The following is a 14,219-nucleotide window of genomic DNA, read 5'->3' on the forward strand; positions in this document are numbered from 1 at the left end:
AATATGTTTTTAATAGAAAGAAAATTTGAAGAGCGCATAAAGGAACTGGCAGGTTACCGCTATAGAAATTTTACAGAAATTACTTCATTTCACATACAGGAGGATAATGGAGAAATAGGTGCCTATCCGCCAACAAGCTATGAAAGTCAAAATACTATGAAAATCGGTGACTACTGGAAAGGACGCGATCGCTATCTTTGGCTTCATGCAGAGATCGATACTCATTTGCCATATGCCGATCAGCAGGTGGCAGGTCTCTTTTCCTTTGGAAAAACTGGCGGCGGTAATAATTCCGGCTTTGAATCTTTGTTATTTGTTAATGGCAAACCTTATCAAGGCGTTGATTCCAATCATGAAGAGGTACTTTTTGATGAAGAAACAGCAAAAGGACCGATTGAATTAGATTTCCGGCTTTGGTCAGGGCTTGAAGGGGGAGGTGTCCCTGTTCAAAATGAATTTAAGCTTGAAAGTGCTGGAATCGGTTGGCTAGATCGCCGTGTAGATAACTTATATTACACACTTTTAGCGGCATTTGAGGTGCTAACAGAAACAGGTGAATCAGACTCGGCTTATACGATTTTAAAAAAATTGATTTCTGATGCCCTTAAGCAAATTAATTGGACAGAGCCAGGCAGCAATGAGTTTTACCAGTCTTGTTATACGGCAGACGAAAGTGTTACTGAGGCGCTGCAGACTATATCTAAAACCTCTGATATCACAATCCATACTGTCGGTCATACCCATATTGATGTAGCGTGGCTTTGGCGCTTAAAGAATACGAGGGAGAAATCTGCTCGTTCCTTTTCAACAGTATTGCATTTGATGAAACAGTTCCCTGATTACTTATTCCTGCAAACACAGCCTCAGCTCTATGACTATCTTAAATGCGATTATCCTGATATTTATGCTCAAATCAAAGAAAGAGTTGCAGAGGGCAAATGGGAAGCTGGCGGTGCGATGTGGCTGGAGGCAGATTGTAATATTCCGAGCGGAGAATCACTTGTCCGCCAAATTCTCCACGGCAAAAATTATTTCAAAGAAGAGTTTGGTGTTGACTGTGAATACTTATGGCTGCCAGATGTGTTCGGCTATAGCTGGGCATTGCCGCAGATTTTAATAAAATCGGGTATCAAAACAATGATGACGACGAAAATCAGCTGGAATCAGTATAATCGAATGCCACATGATACCTTTTATTGGAAAGGTATGGATGGAACAGAAATTTTAACACATTTCATTACTACACCAGAGCCTTGGAATTCTGCTGACTCTTGGTTTTATACGTATAATGGCTTTATAACAGCGAAAACAGTAAGTGGTGCTTGGAAAGGATACAGAGACAAGGAATTATCGAAGGACTTGCTTCTTTCCTATGGCTACGGTGATGGTGGCGGCGGCGTTAATCGGCATATGCTGGAAATGCGCAGGCGCTTTGATAAGCTGCCAGGTATGCCGAATGTGAAAACATCGACAGCAGGAGAATTTTTTGAAAAGCTGCACCAAAATGTTGTTGAATCTGATGGCTATATTCATAAATGGGATGGTGAGCTATACCTGGAATATCATCGTGGTACCTATACGAGCCAGGCATTTATGAAGCAGATGAATCGGAAATTAGAGCTGTCATACAGACGAGCCGAATTCCTGACAGCTTGGCTTTCTGAAAGTGGTCAGTGGTACGGAAGGGAAGAGCTTAATGATGGCTGGAAAATCATCTTGCGCAATCAATTTCATGACATTATTCCTGGCTCCTCCATCCATGAAGTGTATGAGGATGCTAGAGAAGAATACAAAGAAGCGCGAGAGATAGTTCAGAATTTGGAAAGCAGTATTATTGAAAATAATATGGTGAAGAATGACCGCTCTGTTGTGTTAGTTAATGCAGCCGGAAGCTTTGGAAAAAGAAATGTAACAGTACCTTCCATTCACGGTGTTAAGGAAGGTATTTGGAAAAACAGCAATGGAGACATCTTGCCACAGCAAAAACAAAATAATGGCTGGATGATCGAGGTTAATAACCTGCCATCCTTTGGTGCAATGAACTTATATTTTGAGGAAAATACAGTTCCGGAGAAAAAATCGAACTTCTCCTATCAAAATCAAAAACTAGAAACACAGTATTATACAGTGGAGTGGAACGAGTATGGTCAAATAACGTACTTGTTTGATAAGCAGGCAAATCGTCAAGTGCTTAGCAGTGGTCAAAAGGGAAATGTGCTGCAAATATTTGAGGATAAGCCGCTCGCCCATGATGCTTGGGATATTGATATCTTTTATCAAGAAAAAATGGAAGAAATCCGTCATTTGGATGTGTTTGAGGTAGTCGAAAATGATGAATTGTCGTTTGCTATTCATGCGAAGTGGTCCTATCACCATTCTGACATTTCCCAGCACATCGTTTTTTATCACAATGACCGCCGAATTGATTTCGAGACAACGGTAAATTGGCATGAAAAGCGCAAATTACTGAAAAGTGCATTCCCTGTTGATATTCGTGCAACAGAGGCAACCTATGATATACAATTTGGCAATGTGAAGCGACCAACCCACTGGAATACTAGCTGGGATATGGCTAAATTTGAGACGGTCGGCCATCAGTGGGCAGACCTGTCAGAACCGGATTATGGGGTCAGTCTGCTGAACGATTCTAAATATGGCTATGACATTAAAGAAAATACGATGCGAATTACGTTGCTAAAAGCAGCCATACATCCAGATCCCCATGCAGATCAAGGGACACATTCGTTTGTGTATTCACTCTACCCTCATATTGGTGATTGGCGCGAAGCAAGGATCGTGGAGAAAGCATATGATTTGAACGACCCTGTTAAGGTATTTGCAGGCACAGAGACAAAAGAAGCGTCCTTTTTAGAGGTGGATGCCAATCATGTTTGGGTAGATGCGATTAAACCAGCATACGATGGCAATGGAATGATTATTCGTCTGCATGAATACGAAGGGCGAAGAGGCAATGTGACACTAAATGTCTTAAAGAACAATTCGTCTTGGGTTGAAACTGATTTGATGGAGGAACCGATTGGAGAATATGCTGTTTCTCCTATTAAGTTTGACATCAAGCCATATGAGATTAAAACCATTAGAATTTTATAAATGCATAGAAATGGCCGGCATGAGCATAAAAGCCGGCCATTTTTGTGTTATATTGTCTATTTATTGAATAATTTTTTAAAAATTCTTAGATTTTTGCACTTAATCCTAAATTAGTCAACTATCCTTGAAACAATTTTCCCTATAAAATAAGATTATGTAAGTGCTTACATTAATAGTGGGGGGAGGGAAAATATGAAAAGTGTATTAAAAGACCTATATAAAAATCGAATCTGGCTGCTTATGGTTTTACCAGGAACAATTTGGCTGCTGTTATTTTCCTATCTTCCGATGTTCGGGCAAGTGCTGGCTTTTAAAAAGTTCCGAATAGATCCTGATGGCTTTTTTGCAAGCGTCATAAACAGTGAATGGGTAGGCTTTGACAACTTTACCTATCTATTCAGTACGAATGATGCTTGGGTTATCACAAGAAATACCATACTTTATAATCTTGTCTTTATTGTATTGGGATTAGTGACTGCAGTTGCAACCGCGGTTCTGCTCAATGAGTTAATTAATAAACGGCTGTCAAAGGTCTACCAGACGTCTATTCTGTTTCCTCATTTTATTTCATGGGTTATCGGCAGTTACTTTGTTTTCACGTTTTTGAGTACAGAGCATGGCTTGTTAAATATGATTCTCGGATGGTTTAATGCTGACCCTGTTTCTTGGTATAACGAGTCTAAATATTGGCCGTTTATTCTGGTCATCATGAGCATTTGGAAGGGCGTGGGATACGGAAGTATCGTCTACTTAGCCTCCATTGTCGGGATTGACAAAACATATTATGAGGCAGCAATGATAGATGGTGCTTCGAAATGGAAACAAATAAAACATGTTACTTTACCAATGCTTAAGCCGTTAATGATTATCTTAACAATCATGAATATTGGCCGCATTTTTAACTCCGATTTTGGATTGTTTTATCAAGTTCCAAGAGATTCAGGTTCCTTGTATGGGGTAACAAACGTTATTGATACATTTGTTTACCGAGGACTCATGAATTTAGGGGATATCGGGATGAGTACGGCAGCGGGTCTTTATCAATCGGCAGTTGGATTTATCCTCGTTATGATTACTAACTACATTGTGCGTAAAGTGGATGAGGAAAGTGCACTGTTTTAACATTCATTTCTTTATGAAGGGAGGAAAAGTCGCCCTGCGGCTAAATATATGCCAAAACTAGACCAAACAGAATCAACGCTTGAAATAGCCTCCACAAAAGGAATAAAAAAGGGAAAGACTAACTTCTCCAAAAAGTTTCGGGATCCGCATGCTTTGCATCCGGCAGCTAATGCCGTAATTAGTGTACTGCTTGGAATCCTCGCGTTTTCATGTGTATTTCCTTTTATATATGTTATTATCATTTCCTTTACAGGAGAGGAAAGTATTGTAAGAAATGGTTTTGAGCTTATTCCAAAGGAATGGAGTATCGATGCCTATAGGTATTTATGGGGTATGAAGGAAGCATTATTCCGCTCATATGGTGTTACAATCCTTGTAACCATTTTGGGGACTGTCATCAGTGTATTTATGATAACCTTTTATGCCTATGCAATCTCAAGACCTCAATTTAAATATCGAAGATTCTTCACATTTCTTGCTTTTTTCACGATGCTGTTCAGCGGCGGGCTCGTGCCGACATATATCGTTGTCACACAATTTTTGCATCTAAAGAATTCGATATGGGCTTTGATTTTACCGCTTGCTATGAACGCCTTTTACATTATCATCATGAGAACTTTCTTTCTGAAGTCTGTTTCTGAATCGATTTTAGAATCTGCAAGAATGGATGGGGCAAGTGAATGGAGAATATTCTTTCAAATCATCTTCCCACTTTCCTTGCCGGGAATTGCCACAATAGCCCTGTTTAGTACACTAGGCTATTGGAATGATTGGTTTACAGCATTGCTGTATATAGATAACCCCAATCTCGTTCCACTCCAGGCTTTACTCATGAAAATAGAGGCAAACCTTGAATTTATGAGAAAAAATATGGATGTTGCCATCCTGCAGAAAAGTTTATTCGATACGATACCGCAAGAATCAGCCAAAATGGCAATGGTAGTAATCGCCACATTGCCAATTGCAGTCTCCTATCCATTTTTCCAAAAGTACTTTATTAGTGGACTGACAATTGGTGGCGTTAAAGAATAATCAAAGAAAGAGGGTAAAGTGATGAAGAAGAAGAAATTAGGTCTTATGCTAGCATCCGTTTTGGCAGCTGGAGCAATTCTGTCTGCCTGTAGTAAGGACAGTTCTACAGATGGTGGCGGTGCTGATGGTGACAAGCCATATGAAATCAAATGGTATACGATTGGAACACCACAAAAGGATACCGATAAAGTTTTTGAAGAAGTAAATAAATATACAAAAGAGAAAATCAACGCTACAGTCAAAATGACGCAAATTGACTGGGGTGATTGGGACCAAAAATCACAGGTAATGATTAATTCAGGTGAATCGTTTGATATTATTTTTACAAATGGTACCGCTTACGTTCAAAATGCCCAAAAGGGTGCATTTTTAGCTGTAGATGATCTGTTAGAAAAGGAAGGTAAAGCACTTAAAGACGTAATCAATCCTGATTTGCTGGAAGGAAATAAGGTTGACGGAAAACTTTATGGTATCCCTGCAAACAAAGAGGTTGCCAGACAGGATGTTTATACATTTAACAAACGTCTTGCAGACGAATATGGTTTTGATCTTTCAAAGGTTAAAACATTGCAAGACCTTGAACCAATGCTGAAAACAATCAAAGAAAATGAATCTGGAATCACACCGATGGCAACATTTAAAGCACCATTACGTTACGACTATGTTGTCAATAATGAAATGCCTTTTGCCTTCCCGTTTGAAGGAGACACAGACAAGGTTATTAATCCATTTGATACGGATGATGCGATGCAGCAATATAAAACAATGCGGAAGTACTATAAAGCAGGCTACTTAAAAGAAGATGCAGCTACAAGCAAAGACAGCTGGCCGATGGATGTGGAAAACTGGTTTGTCCGTATGGGCGGTTCCCAGCCGTATGCTGATTTACTATGGTCACGTTCTGCTAAGTATGAAGTAGTGTCTGTTCCTTCTGAAGAGCCGACAATTATTAATGATTCTGTTTCTGGTTCGATTCAGGCAATTTCTGCAACATCAAAAAATCCTGAAAAAGCGATGGAGTTTTTAACACTGCTTAATACAGACCCATATCTTCGCAACCTTGTCGATAAAGGAATTGAAGGAACTCATTACAAAAAGAATGATGACGGCACGATTGAAGATTTGCCGGCACGTATTGACGGTTATAACATGCCATCGTATTCTTTAGGAAATCACTTTATCTTAGATTTATATAAAGATGATCCAAAGGATAAATGGGAGAAATTTAAGGAATTTAACGCTTCTGCTGTAAAAGCTCCGTCACTAGGATTTAAGTTTAATAGTGATCCAGTGCGCTCAGAGCTTGCGGCGATTACTAATATTTCACAGGAATTTTACCCAGCCTTGGCAACAGGCTCTGTGGACCCAGAAGAATACTTGCCGAAATTCAATGAAAAATTGAAGGAAGCAGGGTTGGAAAAGGTACTAACAGAAATTCAAAAGCAATTTGATGACTGGAAAGGCTCTCAGCAATAAGAAATATACTTCAAGCTGGATTATTCTTTCCAGCTTGATCTGTATCCATCCATATAGTTATATGTCTTCGATCCTTCCTATTGTATAATCCATGAACTGTTAACTTGAATAGTGGAGGGATTGGACTTAAACACCACACTCATCTGTTTTTTTATTACGATAGTTGGATGATTGCTGGCAATAGAAATATTCAATAGGAAGAGGAGAAGAGTAGTGAAGAAAAGAAGATTAAGTCTTATTTTATCAGCGTTTTTGGCAATCGGAACCCTTTTGTCTGCATGCAGTAAAGAAAGCGCTACACAGAGTGACAACGGTAGCGGAAACCAACCATATGAAATTAAATGGTACACACTTGGAACACCACAAAAAGATACAGAAAAGGTTTTCGAAGAGGTTAACAAGTATACGAAGGAAAAAATAAATGCCACAGTCAAAATGACACAAATTGATTGGGGAGACTGGGACCAAAAATTTCAAGTAATGATTAATTCTGGTGAAGAATTTGATATAATTTTTACATTTGGTAATAATTATGTTCAAAATGCTCAAAAAGGTGCATTCTTAGCTATTGATGATTTGTTAGAAAAGGAAGGGAAGGCCCTTAAAGACATAATTAATCCTGTCCTTCTGGAAGGGAATATGGTGGACGGAAAACTATATGGTATTCCTGCTAATAAGGAGGTTGCTAAACAAAATGTTTATACGTTTAACAAACGCCTTGTGGACAAATATAAGTTTGATCTTTCCAAAGTTAAAACATTGCAGGATCTTGAACCAATGCTGAAAATAATGAAAGAAAATGAATCTGCCATTACACCAATAGCAACATTTATGGCACCAGTGCGCTATGACATTGTGTTTAATGGTGAAATGCCTTTTGCCTTCCCATTTGAAGGAAAAACAGACAAAGTTATTAATCATTTTGAAACAGATGATGCAATGAAGCAATTTAAAACAATGCATGAGTACTATAAAGCCGGCTATTTAAAGGAAGATGCAGCAGTAAGCAAAGAAAATTGGCCAATGGATGTCGAAAACTGGTTTGTTCGTATGGGCTATTACCAGCCTTATGCCGAGTTATTATGGTCACGTGAAGCAGAGTATGAAGTAGTGTCCATTCCTGCCGAACCAGCAGCGATTGTCAATGATTCTGTATCTGGTTCGATTCAGGCAATTTCTGCAACATCAAAAAATCCGCAGAAAGCAATGGAGTTTTTAACACTGCTTAACACAGATCCGTATCTTCGGAACCTTATTGATAAAGGTATCGAAGGAACACACTACACAAAAAATGAAGACGGTACCATTGAAGACTTGCCTGCACGTATTGAAGGCTATAACATCCCGTCCTACACTTTGGGAAACAACTATATACTGGATTTATATAAAGGTGATCCAAAGGATAAATGGGATAAATTTGTGGAATTTAATGATTCTGCAGTAAGAGGACCGTCACTTGGCTTCAAATTTACCAGTGATCCTGTACGCTCGGAGCTTGCCGCAATTACAAATATTACAAAAGAATTTTACCCAGCCATTGCAACAGGTTCTGTAGACCCTGAAGAATACTTGCCGAAATTTAATAAAAAATTAAAAGAAGCAGGAGTAGACAAGGTGTTAACAGAAATTCAGAAGCAATTTGATGAGTGGAAAAGCACTCAGAAATAAAGGAGAAAATATTAGGCTGAGTAATGGATATTCTGTTTCCAAACGAATTTATTTGTAACAGCAGAGAAAACATTCTCATCTTCGATCCTTAACCATTTGGATAACTAAAACTGACATCTTAACATAATTGAGGGATTGAAAATGAATTTGAACCAGAATAGCCGCTTTCATGAAAAAATATTTAATAAATTGTTTTTAGCCTCATCTATCACTATTGTTGTAACCGTTATTATATTGATTGTAACCATCACTAACTATTATTCTGAAATAATTATCCAGAAGGAAGTTAATGTTACTACAAGAACAATAGAAAGGGTAGAGGATTATTTCTCTGCCAAAGATTCAGATATAAATAAAGCGATAAGTGATATTTATGTTCAAGGTGATTTAATCGATGATATCTCCTTTGCTCTTCATAATGGCTATGGGAAATATTTAGAATACCGCCTTGATCGATTTACAGAGGATCAGTCTTATTTTCCTAGTAATCTTGATACGTATTTTAATGGTTTTTTTAGTCAAGATAGTGATATTAACGCCATTAGTTTACGTTCATTAGATAATGCCGGAGTTGAATATTTGCTCATCAATAATTATCTTCGCTGGAATAGTAGTATTAATGAGGAAAAAGCAACAGATACCCTGCAGGAAGGGGACACTAACTTAATTGAGGCAGGTCTTCCGAAAGGGCGGATATTAAAGGATACAATCACGAAAAGGGTTGTCATTAATAATCCCGTCACATTGGAGAAAATAGGTGAAATCTCCATCTATTATTCTACGGAACATTTAAATAAGATGGTCAAAAGGGATGAAGGAGCACCTGCCTCTTTCTTTTTAATCGATGCAGAGGGACAAATTATATATTCACATAATGAAGGCGTGCCTCCCGCAATTGTTGATCAACTGCGTCAAGAAACAAATGAAACAAAAACAAGTTATAAATCTAAAAAATTTTATATAAATACTGTTGCGAATAAGGGTGACTATACATTCGTCAGCGTCATAACAGATGAAGGCTGGCAAAAGCTATCTATTGTTAGAGGAACGATGTGGGTCGTTATCATCCTTCTTATAGTAGCAGCGATTTTAATGTCTTATACGTTTATGCGCAATTATTCGCAGCGTATTAATAAGATTGTTACAACGATTCGCCAAGTAGAAAAGGGCAACCTGGCTGCACGTGTTCCAGAATCCCAAGATGAAGATGAGTTAGCTCAGATTGCACTAAATATTAATACGATGCTAGATGAATTGAATAATTACATTGAACAATTTTACCTGCTTACTATGAAGCAGCAGCAAGCGGAATTAAAAGCACTTCAAGCACAGATTAACCCCCATTTTTTATTTAATACGCTTGAAGCAATTCGCATGGTTGCAGTCTTGGAGGGCTCCAAGACCTCCAGCAAAATGATCGTCCATTTAGCAAAGCTATTCCGCTATTCATTGGAATCGAAGGATATTGTACCGTTCTACACCGAAATTGAATATGTCAAACAATATTTAACCTTAATGCAGTTTAAACATCCTGATAAGCTGAAGATTCAGTTTCATATTCCAGACGAATTAGAACACACACCTGTTCAAAAGTTAATCCTTCAGCCGATTATAGAAAACTATTTTGTTCATGGCTTTAAAAAGGATCGTGCCGATAATGAGTTAATTATTTATGCGGTGAATCGTGGAGAAAAAATAGATATATGTATTGAGGATAACGGCAAGGGAATGTCTGAGGAAGAACTGGCCAACATTGTTCACCATATTAATTGTGAAGAGGGCGATGAAATGAAGTCAATTGGATTGAGGAATATTCATCAGCGTTTGAAAGTAAAGTACGGAGAGCAGTACGGGCTTTCACTAGAGAGCACTAAAAACACTGGAACAAAGGTCACTTTGTCCATTCCGGTTCAGGGGATTGCCTATGTATAAGGTGCTGCTTGCGGATGATGAACCGATCATTACTAAAGGACTGTCAGCCATACTCGATTGGGAAGATTACGGATTTGAGATTGTGCATACTGCAGAAAGCGGCGAGGAAGCACTTTCCTATATTAAACAACATTCTATCGACATTTTAATTTCGGATATATTAATGGGCGAAATGTCGGGTCTTGACCTAATACAAGAGGTGAAAAGCATTCGGTCTGAGATTAAAAGCATTGTTTTAACAGGCTACCAAGAGTTTGATTATCTTAAACGAGGGCTGTTATTAGGGATTGAAAACTATTTGGTTAAACCTGTAGATGAAGAGGAATTATTGAAAACGCTTCAAGCGGTGGGGATGAAGTTAAAGGTTGCAATGGCAAACAGCAGGGCTAAGGAATCAACCACAATGCTGGATAATACGATGTGGAGCTATTTGACTGGAGAAATAGACAAGCATGATTGTCTGGAGCGATTAGCATTATACAATATTCACTTAAACCAGCCATATTACAATGTGTCTATTTTAAATATTGAACATTATCATCAGCAGGATGTTGTAAATGACATTCGCCACTTCCTTGAAACTAACTACTCTTCTTTATGTTTTAATAATCCTAATCAGGAAATAGTGATTATTTTTGGCGGTGCAAGTGAGGAAGAACTGATAAATTATAATCAGCGCTTAGTAGAGGACCTGCAGCAAGAAGATAGAGGGATTGGCTCCTTTTATTTAACAATGGGAAAGCCAGTCCGTTTGATTGATGAATTGGAAGATAGTTTTTCATTAGCAAGAGATTACAGCATGATGCAGTTATATTTAGAGCCGAATATACTTATTTCCAATAAACTAACTATTGATCGACAAGAAGAGCTAAAAAAGCAGCAGCAATTAAAAGAAATTATAGTAAAACGACTCATGAATGCAGAGGAAGAATCATTAGAGCTGATTGACTTATATTTTAAGAATTTAACAGAGAAGAACAATATCATTTCACCTCAAGTGGCGAAAAAATATACATTTGATTTGATCTCCTATATTCATCACTCCCTGCAAACAGAGGAGCTTTGTTTATATTCAGCTGTTGTGGAACGGATCGTGTATAGTTCAGATATCAGGCAAATGAAGGATATATTAATGGAATATTGTTATGAGTTGATTCTCACCATTCATGACCATGTTCATTTACGAAGTCCAATTGTTCAAAATGTCCTTACATTTATCCATACTCACTTTGACCAAGGCTTGTCCTTAAAGACGCTAGGGCAGCAATTTCATGTGAATGCTATTTACTTAGGACAATTATTTCAAAAAGAGGTTGGAGTCGTCTTCTCTGAATATATAAATCGGTACCGCTTGGAGAAAGCGAAGGAACTGTTAAAAACAACCCATTATCGAGCAGGAGATATTGGCAAAAAAGTAGGGTATTCTGACACAACTTATTTCTATAAGCAATTTAAAAAAATCGTAGGTACAACACCAAGTGAGTGGCGGAAAATTTAAGAAAGCGGTGATTATTATGAAAATAGATTATTCTTTTCCTGAAAAGTTTTGGTGGGGAAGTGCAGCATCAGGACCACAAACGGAAGGTGCAGCGCTAATGGATGGCAGAAAGCAAAGCATTTGGGATTATTGGTACAGCATTGAGCCTGAAAGCTTTCATAATGGTGTCGGTCCTGAGCAGACATCGGATTTTTATCACAGGTTTAAAGATGATATCCAATTAATGAAAGAAACAGGGCATAACTCCTTTCGCACCTCCATTCAATGGTCACGGTTAATTCCAGACGGAACTGGACAAATAAATGAGAAAGCGGTTGATTTTTATAATCAAGTTATTGATGAGCTGCTGGCAAATGATATTGAACCGTTTATAAATCTTTACCACTTTGATATGCCAATGTGTATGCAGGAAAAAGGCGGCTGGGAATCTCGGGAAGTAATCGATGCTTATGTCCAATATGCGAAAGCCTGCTTTCGTTTATTTGGTGATCGTGTCAAATATTGGTTCACATTTAATGAACCAATCGTTCCTGTTGAAGCCAGTTATTTATACAATTTGCATTATCCACATATCGTAGATTTCAAACGGGCTGCCGTTGTTGCACATCACACGATTGTTGCACACGCTAGGGCTGTTGAAGCATTTAAGGAATCGAATGCCCTTGGCCAAATCGGTATTATCCTCAACTTAACTCCTTCCTATCCAAGAAGCGAGGATAAAAAGGACAGAGCTGCCGCCCATATTGCTGATTTATTCTTTAACCGCAGCTTTCTTGACCCTGTCACAAAGGGGGAATACCCTCGTGAATTAGTTGATATTTTAGCAGACAAAGAGCTGCTTCCAATTGTCGAAGCAGGTGATTTGGAAGTAATTCGTAATAACCCGATTGACCTTTTAGGTGTGAACTATTACCAGCCCCGCCGTGTTAAAGCAAAAGAGAACCTAGAGCCGGACAATGTACCGTTTATGCCAGAACATCTTTTTGATCCTTATATTATGCCAGGGAGAAGGATTAACCCCCACCGTGGCTGGGAAATTGCAGAGGAAGCTGTTTATGATATCATGATTGACCTTCGTGATCATTATCGTAATATCCCCTTTTTTATTTCCGAAAATGGCATGGGGGTTGAGGGGGAAGAGAAGTTCCGCAACGAAGAGGGCTATATTGAAGATGAATACCGGATTGAGTTTGTGAAGGAGCACTTAAAATGGGTACATAAAGGCATACAGGAAGGCGCCAATTGTCTCGGATACCATATATGGACATTCATGGACAACTGGTCTTGGGCAAATGCTTATAAGAACCGCTACGGTTTAGTAGAAGTAGATTTGAAGAATGGTAGAAAACGAACTGTAAAGAAATCAGGGAAATGGTATAAGCTGCTGGCAGAGAATAATGGATTTTAAACTGACTGGAGAGTGGTAATCTGATGGAAGCCTTTATGGTAATCGATATTGGCGGCACCTATATCAAGTATGCTGTCATGGATGAAACAGCAAAAAAACGGAGAAGCGGCAAACTAGCAACACCTAAGGACGGATTGGACAGCTTCTTGCTGACTGTACAAAAAGTAGTTGAAGAAAATGCTGCTGACTTTAATCTTCAAGGATTAGCGATAAGCTCTCCAGGTGCAGTCGATGTAAAAACAGGTTTTATTGGCGGAGCAAGTGCAATTCCCTATATACATGGAGTTAACATGACTGGTCTCATCAAGGAGAGGACCGGACTCGAGACAACGATTGAAAATGACGCAAATTGCGCAGCCTTGGCAGAAGGCTGGTTAGGAGCAGCAAAAGAGGTTGATTACTATATTTGTATAGTGATTGGAACAGGCATTGGCGGCAGCATCGTTCTAAACAAATCAATCCTACGCGGTGCTTCCCTTCATGGCGGAGAGTTCGGCTGCATGATTATGGGCACCTCCTTTAACGAACCGCTGCAAGCGACATGGAGTCTTAACGCTTCAACAAATGCCCTTGTGCAAGCAGTGAAAAATCAACAGTCACTCAGGAAAGAAACTCTAGGTGGAGAAGACGTATTCAAAATGGCTGAAGAAGGCGACCCAATTGCCCAACAAGCTCTTAGCAACTTTTATAAAAGGCTCGCAATCGGAATCTACAATTTACAATACGCAATAGATCCAGCGAAAATCCTGATTGGCGGTGGAATCAGTTCCCGTAAGGACGTCATAGCCGGAATTAACCACGAATTACAGAAATTACGAAACGATGTTTCTACATTAGAGATAGAAGTAGAAGCATGTCAATTTGGAAATGATGCTAATTTAGTAGGAGCTTTGTTCCATTTTTTGAATTCTAAGCATTGATTAGAAAAGCGTATAAATATGCTGATAGCATGTAATGGTCTAATGCGAAGGG

At 38.7% G+C, this 14,219-nt stretch carries 9 protein-coding genes; all 9 read left to right on the forward strand.

The features are described from left to right. Positions 1–3 precede the first annotated feature (3 nt). The 9 genes from NQZ71_RS24670 (at position 4) to NQZ71_RS24710 (ending at position 14,167) form a co-directional block, all read left to right on the forward strand. Complete coding sequence (locus NQZ71_RS24670; protein ID WP_317011956.1) at positions 4–3,111, forward strand: alpha-mannosidase; 3,108 nt, start codon at positions 4–6, stop codon at positions 3,109–3,111. 192 nt (positions 3,112–3,303) lie between these two features. Next, the gene (locus NQZ71_RS24675) at positions 3,304–4,233 is read left to right on the forward strand and encodes an ABC transporter permease (RefSeq protein WP_144455416.1); all 930 of its coding nucleotides are present in this window, start codon (positions 3,304–3,306) and stop codon (positions 4,231–4,233) included. 48 nt (positions 4,234–4,281) lie between these two features. After that, entirely contained in the window at positions 4,282–5,265 is a 984-nt protein-coding gene (locus NQZ71_RS24680; RefSeq protein ID WP_275008685.1) for a carbohydrate ABC transporter permease, read from the forward strand. A gap of 21 nt (positions 5,266–5,286) precedes the next feature. Beyond that, positions 5,287–6,741, forward strand: coding sequence for an ABC transporter substrate-binding protein (locus NQZ71_RS24685; protein ID WP_144455412.1), 1,455 nt, complete (start codon positions 5,287–5,289; stop codon positions 6,739–6,741). Positions 6,742–6,954: 213 nt separating this feature from the next. Then, on the forward strand, positions 6,955–8,409 hold the full coding sequence (locus NQZ71_RS24690) for an ABC transporter substrate-binding protein (RefSeq protein ID WP_317011957.1): 1,455 nt from the start codon (positions 6,955–6,957) through the stop codon (positions 8,407–8,409). A 141-nt stretch (positions 8,410–8,550) separates the two neighbouring features. Continuing rightward, the gene (locus tag NQZ71_RS24695) at positions 8,551–10,341 is read left to right on the forward strand and encodes a sensor histidine kinase (protein ID WP_317011958.1); all 1,791 of its coding nucleotides are present in this window, start codon (positions 8,551–8,553) and stop codon (positions 10,339–10,341) included. Next, the gene (locus NQZ71_RS24700; protein ID WP_275008687.1) at positions 10,334–11,839 is read left to right on the forward strand and encodes a response regulator transcription factor; all 1,506 of its coding nucleotides are present in this window, start codon (positions 10,334–10,336) and stop codon (positions 11,837–11,839) included. The genes NQZ71_RS24695 and NQZ71_RS24700 overlap by 8 nt, the downstream gene beginning before the upstream one ends. A 22-nt stretch (positions 11,840–11,861) precedes the next feature. After that, the gene (locus NQZ71_RS24705; protein ID WP_275008753.1) at positions 11,862–13,247 is read left to right on the forward strand and encodes a glycoside hydrolase family 1 protein; all 1,386 of its coding nucleotides are present in this window, start codon (positions 11,862–11,864) and stop codon (positions 13,245–13,247) included. A 23-nt stretch (positions 13,248–13,270) separates the two neighbouring features. Further along, on the forward strand, positions 13,271–14,167 hold the full coding sequence (locus tag NQZ71_RS24710; RefSeq protein WP_317011959.1) for an ROK family protein: 897 nt from the start codon (positions 13,271–13,273) through the stop codon (positions 14,165–14,167). The last annotated feature ends 52 nt before the right edge of the window (positions 14,168–14,219 follow it).

The organism is Niallia taxi (genome assembly GCF_032818155.1).
GTDB classification, from domain to species: domain Bacteria; phylum Bacillota; class Bacilli; order Bacillales; family Cytobacillaceae; genus Niallia; species Niallia taxi_A.

What these genes read in the sequence shown, in the direction of transcription:
- NQZ71_RS24670 (WP_317011956.1), top strand. Translation starts at nt 4, where the DNA reads ATGTTTTTAATAGAAAGAAAATTTGAAGAGCGCATAAAGGAACTGGCA.
- NQZ71_RS24675 (WP_144455416.1), top strand. Translation starts at nt 3,304, where the DNA reads ATGAAAAGTGTATTAAAAGACCTATATAAAAATCGAATCTGGCTGCTT.
- NQZ71_RS24680 (WP_275008685.1), top strand. Translation starts at nt 4,282, where the DNA reads ATGCCAAAACTAGACCAAACAGAATCAACGCTTGAAATAGCCTCCACA.
- NQZ71_RS24685 (WP_144455412.1), top strand. Translation starts at nt 5,287, where the DNA reads ATGAAGAAGAAGAAATTAGGTCTTATGCTAGCATCCGTTTTGGCAGCT.
- NQZ71_RS24695 (WP_317011958.1), top strand. Translation starts at nt 8,551, where the DNA reads ATGAATTTGAACCAGAATAGCCGCTTTCATGAAAAAATATTTAATAAA.
- NQZ71_RS24700 (WP_275008687.1), top strand. Translation starts at nt 10,334, where the DNA reads ATGTATAAGGTGCTGCTTGCGGATGATGAACCGATCATTACTAAAGGA.
- NQZ71_RS24710 (WP_317011959.1), top strand. Translation starts at nt 13,271, where the DNA reads ATGGAAGCCTTTATGGTAATCGATATTGGCGGCACCTATATCAAGTAT.